This window comes from Thalassospira sp. HJ (assembly GCF_000948415.1).
Classification (GTDB): domain Bacteria; phylum Pseudomonadota; class Alphaproteobacteria; order Rhodospirillales; family Thalassospiraceae; genus Thalassospira.
Genome location: NZ_JYII01000008.1, coordinates 112,803 through 119,533, shown reverse-complemented (window position 1 = coordinate 119,533; position 6,731 = coordinate 112,803). Strand labels below are relative to the sequence as shown.

Annotated in this window: 6 protein-coding genes; all 6 read left to right on the top strand. The window is 53.2% G+C overall.

Annotated elements, in window-relative coordinates:
- Window positions 1-5 precede the first annotated feature (5 nt).
- The 6 genes from UF64_RS19885 (at window position 6) to UF64_RS05485 (ending at window position 6,728) form a co-directional block, all read left to right on the top strand.
- Window positions 6-119 (top strand): flagellin, encoded by a 114-nt coding sequence (locus tag UF64_RS19885; protein WP_304413228.1) that lies wholly within the window; start codon window positions 6-8, stop codon window positions 117-119.
- A gap of 431 nt (window positions 120-550) precedes the next feature.
- Window positions 551-1,891: a flagellin gene (locus UF64_RS05510; protein WP_082049556.1), complete on the top strand. Its 1,341-nt coding sequence runs from the start codon at window positions 551-553 to the stop codon at window positions 1,889-1,891.
- Between the two features lie 93 nt (window positions 1,892-1,984).
- The gene (locus tag UF64_RS19880; protein ID WP_082049554.1) at window positions 1,985-2,350 is read left to right on the top strand and encodes a flagellar protein FlaG; all 366 of its coding nucleotides are present in this window, start codon (window positions 1,985-1,987) and stop codon (window positions 2,348-2,350) included.
- A 102-nt stretch (window positions 2,351-2,452) separates the two neighbouring features.
- Complete coding sequence (gene fliD, locus UF64_RS05500) at window positions 2,453-4,222, top strand: flagellar filament capping protein FliD (RefSeq protein ID WP_044827618.1); 1,770 nt, start codon at window positions 2,453-2,455, stop codon at window positions 4,220-4,222.
- 83 nt (window positions 4,223-4,305) lie between these two features.
- Complete coding sequence (fliS, locus tag UF64_RS05495) at window positions 4,306-4,812, top strand: flagellar export chaperone FliS (protein WP_044827617.1); 507 nt, start codon at window positions 4,306-4,308, stop codon at window positions 4,810-4,812.
- Between the two features lie 266 nt (window positions 4,813-5,078).
- Window positions 5,079-6,728, top strand: a complete 1,650-nt coding sequence (locus UF64_RS05485) for a flagellar hook-length control protein FliK (RefSeq protein ID WP_082049552.1) — start codon at window positions 5,079-5,081, stop codon at window positions 6,726-6,728.
- The last annotated feature ends 3 nt before the right edge of the window (window positions 6,729-6,731 follow it).

The following is a 6,731-nucleotide window of genomic DNA, read 5'->3' as shown; positions in this document are numbered from 1 at the left end:
TTGATGTGGCAGCCGAAATGACGGCCTTCACCTCAAAACAGATCCTGGTTCAGTCCGGCGTTGCCATGCTGGCACAGGCAAACCAGATGCCGCAGAACCTGCTGCGTCTGCTGCAGTAATCTGCAAAACAAAACACGTCTTACAAAAGGGGCGGCCTTCGGGCCGCCCCTTTTCGCGTCGCAACTGCAGTAATTAAAGTCCAAGTGGCGTGCTTCATCATGACCACATCCATTTAGAGATCAGCACAAAATATATACATCAGGATAATTGCCCAGCCAGCATTAGATCGAGTGGCTTGGAGTCGGATTCGTTTACAAATCATTAACAAGCCCGGCATGGCAAGTGCTTTGCCCCCTACGCAACCATTTGTTTTTACTGCAAAAAAGTGAGGACTCTTTTTTCACTGGACACAAATCTAACCTAAAAGTATATTTCATCCTATATGTATTACCGTTTTCATCCCTACGTCTGGGCTGAAAATTTTCTGGCAAATGTGCCGGATCACGGACAACAAGATGTTGCCCAGAGCTATCCATGTAGGAGATGCGTTATGGCTCTTAACATTATTTCGAACTATGCTGCCAATGTTGCACATCGCAACTTGACTGCGTCGGACACAGCAGCGACCCGCTCCCTATCTAAACTGTCGTCAGGTACACGCGTCGTTTCTGCGCGAGATGATGCTGCCTCGATGGCGATTGGCGCGCGTTTGAATGCAACGACAGAGTCTCTCAAAACAGCTTCGGTGAACGTTGGTCAAGCCAACTCGATGCTCCAGATCGCCGATGGCGGCATGGCAACCATCGATAATATCCTGGTGCGCATGAAGACACTTGCTGTTCAGGCATCCTCGGGCAACTTGTCCGACACCGAACGCGGGTTCCTGAATGACGAATTCGTTCAGCTACGCGAAGAAATCGACCGCATTGCTTCATCGACCAACTTCAACGGCATTCAGCTGTTGGGTGACGGCGGCGACGTTGCGATTAACTTTGGCGATCTCGCGACCGGCGGAAGCGGCGCGGCCCTGACCCCGGTCAACGGCTTCGACAATTTTGCCATCACCGATAACAACTACTGGGCGACCGATACCGATAGCGACATCACCGATAACAACTTTGAAGTTGATATCGATTACGCTGCCGGTGGCCAGGTCATCATGACGGTGAATGCCACTGTTGACGGCGACAACCGTTCGCAGTCGATCGACGTAACGGACTATGCTTCGGGCGGCACCACCGCAATTGGGGCTGGTGAAAATGCGACCCTGAACTTCGATGAGCTTGGCCTGAGCTTTACAGTAAACACCAACTTCTCGGCATCTGTATCGTCGATTGCCGCAGACAACACTGGTGCGTCGAACTTCGGCTCTGACACCACCTTCAACGGCGTTGCCGGTAACGACTCTTCATTGAATGTCGTTAACATGGCCGCTGACAACGGTCAGGCTCTCCAGCAGAGCGTTGACTTCCAAGTCGGAGCAGGAAATACCGCAAATGATCGAATGTCGATTGAATTTTCGTCAGTAGACTCCGATACCTTGGGTGCCGGCGCCCTTGGCACAGAAGTTTCCATCGCTGACCTTGGGGCAAATGCGATTGATACGGCTGCCGGTGCACAGGAGGCTGTAGAAGTTGTAGGGCGGGCAATTGACGACCTGCAGCGTGCCCGTGCCAATATCGGTACCTATCAAAACCGCTTGGACTTCGCCGGACAAAACTTGGCGACCACGCAGGAAAACACAGAGTCTGCACGCTCGACCCTGCTTGATCTTGATGTTGCGGCCGAAATGACCGCCTTTACCTCCAAGCAAATCCTGGTTCAGTCGGGTGTCGCCATGCTCGCACAGGCCAACCAGATGCCTCAAAACCTGCTGCGTCTGTTGCAGTAACCTAGAATTTGCCCCAGAGTACTGATGGTTGGTACTCGTCGTTTTCAAGTTTCATCCTGCTGTTACAGGATGGCGGCTTTAAGGAGCTGAAAAATGGAAGTCGTACAAAACTATAGTGCGCCAAGCAGTCCGGGCGGTAACGCTCATCCTGCCCCGGCCGCACCAGCAGCACCGGCAGCGAGAGCTGATACCGGCGCCGCAGCAGCAAAACCGGAAGTAAAACCTTCTGCAGTTCCGCAGAAGATGCAGGAAGCGCTTGCCAGTATTGATCTGCCGGACCTGGCAGATGGCACGGCACGTGTTGAGCTGAACTTCAATCCGGATACCGGTCGCGTTGTTGCGAAGGTGACGGACCCCGTCAGCGGTGATGTCCTGCGCGAACTGCCGTCCAAAGAATTGCAGCAGCTGTTCTCGCAGATGCGTGAATATCTCGGCAGTTTTGTCGACGAAGAAATTTAACACAGCGAGTGGGCGCATACAGGCACAGTTGTTGCATCCCGATTTGACACAACATATCGGTTGCAGGCAAAATTAGCCTAGAGCACCCAAGGAGCTAAACCAATGAGCAGCCTGAATTTAAATAACATCTATGTTGGTGAGAACGGCCGTGTCCAGTTGTCTGGCGGATCGTCCAACATTGATTTCGTCGACACCGTCGACCAGATGATTGCTGCCCGTCGTATCCCTGCCGACAATCTGGAAACCCGGATTGAAGCGAACGACGAAAAGGTTGCTGCGCTGAAAGAGCTGCAGACCCTTGTTGGTACGCTCAAGGACTCTATGGCGAACCTGTATGGTGCGACCAGTTTTGACAATTCAAAGAATATCTTCGAGTCTAAACAGATTTTCGCGGCATCTGATGGCAGCGATGCAGGCAGCCTGATGGGTGTGACTGCAAGTAATGCCGCAGAAACCGGTTCTTACACCTTCGAGATTACCCAGGTTGCCAGCCGACACAAACTTTCCAGTGAAACGCAACCGGTCGCAGCAAGCGCCGATGTTACCGGGATTACCGGCACCGGCAGCTTTACCATCACCGGTGGTGCCGGAAGCTCGTCTGTGACAGTCGCTGCAGGCGACACGCTGCAGGATATTCGTGACAAGATTAACAACGTCAAGGACTCAACTGGCGTTCAGGCGTCGGTTGTTAAAGTATCTGATACGGAAAGCACCCTGATCCTGACCTCGACCGAGGAAGGTGAGGACAACCGCATGTCCTTTACCGATGACGGCGGCGCTACCGTTTTGCAAAACCTTGGCATTCTAAACGACCCAACTACGATCGAACCAGCCAGAGTTATTGACGACGGCAACAATGCCATCATTGAGCTTGATGGCATTACGGTAACTCGTGGGTCAAACGAGTTTTCTGACCTGATTGATGGCCTGACCATCAACCTGTATGATGCAGAACCTGGTACGGAAATCACGATCGAAATCGAACAGGATTTGAATCAGGCAAAAACGGCCATTCTTGACTTTGTTGACGCCTACAACGCCGTTCAAACTTTCATCAACGAAAAGACCTTCGTCGACCCGACTACGGGTGAAGCGTCAGATGATGCGATTTTGCTGGGCAATACTTCTGTCAAAGGTATTGAGTCCGCCCTTCAACAGATCGCTGGTTCGTTTGCTAATGGTGTGACTGATCGCGTCGATCAAGATGACTATTCCGTGTTGGCGGAAATCGGCTTGGGCTTTGTCGCCTATGGATCCAGCGAAGATCCACTTTTAAGCAAAACGATTGAAGTTGACGAAACCGCCCTTAATGAAGCGTTGCTAAATGAGCCTGATGAAGTCATGGAACTGTTCTTGTTCCGTGGGAAATCGGACAACTCTGATGTCACTATGACAGGCTTTGACAGCAACACCAACGCAGCGACCTACGAGTTCACTATTGATGCATCCGGCGGGATAATCAACAGCGTCACGTATGACATCACAGTTGATGGCGTAACTACAACCGGCAAAAACGCCGTGGTTTCAGGAAACAGTATACGGACGGCGGACGGCTTACGACTGTTTTACGGCGGCGATGCAGCCGCATCAGATACCGCAACGGTTACTACAAGTGTTGGTATTGGCGCACAGTTCTACTTCGAGCTGGAGTCCATTCTGGACGATGAAGAAGGCACTTTAACGCAGGCAATCTCCGAACTAGAGACCCAAACGACGTCTCATGAAGAAAAAGTTGACCGGATCGACGAGCGTCTCGCCCGGCAGCGAGAAGTCCTTATGGATCAGTTCATTGCAATGGAATCGGCCCTTGCCCGCATGAAGAACATCCAGAGCTCTCTCGATGAACTGATGTCCGCGGGAAAAGATAGTTAATGGCCGCCGGAAAAGATAATAGTTAACTTTTCTCTGCTAAACATGCACACTGAACACACGCGTCGTATACCAAGGAGTGTCGCATGAACGAACACGCCGCCCATACATACAAGCAACAACAGGTCAACACGGCTACACCAGCAAAGATGGTGTTTATGCTGTTTGAGAAGACCTTGTCGCGCTTGCAGGAGGCGCAAAACGCGATCGAACGCAATGACATTCAAGGCCGTTGCAACGCCAACTGCAGTGCGCAGGAACTGATTGCACATCTTTCGAACACTTTGGATATGGAACAGGGCGGCGAAATCGCTGCGAACCTTGAACGTCTCTATACCCACTGCATGATCCGTTTGATGGATGTGGACCGCAAGAACGACCCGAATGCCGCAGCAGAAGTGATCAGACTACTCACACCGCTGCGTGATTCCTGGGCTGAACTCTCCGAGAAAAGTGAAAGTGAATTGCGTCAGGCTGTTTTGACCGCGCAACAGGACCGCCCGGCACAGACCAATCAGGCCGCCGAGGCTCCTGCTGCCGCGTCCGACGAGGCGGAAAAACCGGCAAAATCCGGTCTGTCCATTTCGGCCTGATTCCATACGTCACAAGTCATCACACGGCATTCAAAGGCCTCCGAGTTTCGGGGGCCTTTTTATTTTGGCCTACCCATTCGTACGCTCAACCAGACAATAACGACCGGATCAATTTTGCCCGGCTGGTCGCATCCGCCCCTGCGGCAAAATCTGCCTTCGCCGATCAAACCCCTGTAACCTGCTGAAAATATGTAGAAAACGTTAACTCGTAAAACTGGCCCGCCGCTTGCAAATGTTCTGACACTGCTTCCATAAGGACCAAGGTCATGAACAGCTCTGCGATTACAAATAGCGTGATGCCAACTGTCTCCATTCCCGGCAACAACCCTAGCAACAGCAAGGGTTCCGGCTTTGGCGATATCATGGCATCGATCACAGACAACTGGTCTGAACAAAACCAGCAGGTCAAACACGACGCGGCAAAATCTGCCCAGAAGAACCTGGATGAACGGCGCGCGGACATGGATGCCCGCAGATCCGCACGTGATGAGCGCAGCATGGATGAGGCGCGCGCAGAAGATCGCCGAGACGAAGAACCAGTTCGCGCAGCCCGTGACGAACACGAAGATCATGACGATCACGCTAAAATCGATGATCCGAAATCCGACGAACCGCGCGACGTCGAAGCCAATCGCTCAGACGATGACCGCTCGGGCGAAGAGATGGAAACGGCGGATGGTGATGATCATTCACAAGACAACCAAGCTTCTTCCGAAGACGGTAAAAACACTGCTTCGGCATCTGAAGACACCAATTCTGCTGATGCCAACGATGATGGCCCGGTTGCGGATGCATCCGTAACAAATCAAGCAGGTATGGTTGATCCAAACCAGCCGACACAGGCGGTTCCCCTTCCCGGATCCCCGGAAGCCATTGAACTGGCCAAGGCAAAAGCAGCCGAAGTGAAAGCGACCAGCGCGGCAGGAACCACCAACGGTCAGAATGCAGCTCTGGCAAATGGTCAGAATGCAGCTGGCACGACCAATGGCACCCCCGCAGCTGCAGATACGACCACTGACGGCTTGATGAACTCGACGGCCCTTTCGCAGCCGGCGGCATCATCCTCGGCGAAAATAGCGCTGAACGGTGCTGACGCGGCCAATGGTGATGAATTGTCCTCTGACAAGTTCCTGTCACGGGTTATGGACTCCATGACCGGAGACGGCAAAGGTAAAACCGATGCCGCCAACGGCGTAAATAGCGCGACAAACAGCCAAGCCGCCAACAGCACCCAGCAAGCTGGCGCAACCAACCCGGCGCAAACTGCCCAGGCTGCACAGCAGGCCATGGCAGCAGCCGCAAACGTGCAAAATGCACAAAACAACCCTGCTGCCCCGCAAAGTGCCGCAGCCACCACTTCGGTGACGGCAACTGGCGGGACCGAAGCCACGGCAACAGCCAACGGCCAACCGGGCAGCACCAACAGCCTGCATCAGACCAATACCGGTGGTCAGACCGCGCAGACAGCGCGTCAGGCGCCGTCGCAACAGGTTCAGCAGCAGGTTGCGGTCTCAATCCGCAATGCCGCCAGTGAAGGCGTCGACAAGATTTCCGTTCAGCTTCGTCCAGAACATCTCGGACGCGTCGATGTCAAAATGGAAATCGGTCAAGATGGCCGGGTTCAAGGCGTTATTCAGGCAGATACGCGCGAAACCCTAGACATGCTGCGTCAGGATTCTCGTGCCCTGCAGCAGGCGTTGAAAGACGCAGGTTTGAATGCAGACAGTCAAAGCTTCACCTTCGAGCATCGAAATGAAGGTGGCCAGAGTCAGGAAGGCAACGGCCAATCTCGTATGACCGCCGATCAGGGCAGCAGCCCCGATGATGGTGATGTCATGAGTGGCACCGAACTTGCCGAACATGTCGCAATTGGCTACGGGATCAATCCCAACGGCCTTGTCGATATCCGGATCTAGAAA